Origin of the sequence: Limosilactobacillus reuteri (genome assembly GCF_020785355.1) — a bacterium.
Lineage (GTDB): Bacteria > Bacillota > Bacilli > Lactobacillales > Lactobacillaceae > Limosilactobacillus > Limosilactobacillus reuteri_I.
The window spans coordinates 1-739 of the sequence record NZ_JAJGVH010000059.1; the positions used below are offsets into that span (position 1 = coordinate 1).

The 739-nt window shown below is 43.0% G+C and carries 1 protein-coding gene; it reads left to right on the top strand.

Annotation, left to right across the window (positions count from 1 at the left end; translation table 11 throughout):
• Positions 1 to 167: 167 nt before the first annotated feature.
• Positions 168 to 739: reverse transcriptase domain-containing protein (locus tag LMB56_RS02060; RefSeq protein ID WP_324294720.1), on the top strand; the 572-nt coding region annotated here is incomplete at its 3' end.

A 739-nucleotide genomic window follows, 5' to 3' on the forward strand; every position in this document is an offset into this window, starting at 1 on the left:
GCCTACACGTTTCCGACAAGAGGAATAAGTTTAATTTCCACAGAAACAAGCGGTGCAGTGATGTAGCGTTGAGTAAGCCAGAAGTCAGCCGAGGTCATAGTAGTTTGAGTAATCAGATGAAGGACTGAACGACAATAACTTTTAACTTATATCGGAGGTGTAATCAGGTGCGACGATCGCAGAAAACAGAACAACAAGCTGACCGCTTGTCGAGGATAGGTTTGGAAAACCGAAAGTACACAAGGGCGCGTAGTACCGGTTATGGTGAAGGTAAAGGTATGAGTGTTACTATCCAAGACTTAGTCTTGGATCGCAATAACCTTAATCAGGCTTATTTGCGAGTTAAGAGAAATAAAGGAGCAGCAGGCATTGACGATATGACAGTCAATGACCTTCTCCCATATCTCAGAGAAAATAAGATGGAACTGATCGCTAGTTTGCGTGAGGGCAAGTATAAACCAGCACCAGTCAAACGGGTAGAAATTCCGAAGCCTAATGGTGGAGTAAGAAGACTTGGAATACCAACTGTGGTGGACCGAATGGTTCAACAAGCTGTAGCCCAAATTCTTACGCCTATCTTTGAGCGTGTTTTCTCTGATAATAGTTTTGGCTTTCGTCCCCACCGTGGGGCCCATGACGCTATTGCAAAAGTAGTAGATCTTTATAATCAAGGTTATCGCAGAGTTGTCGACTTAGACCTAAAAGCCTATTTTGATAACGTTAATCATGACTTGATGAT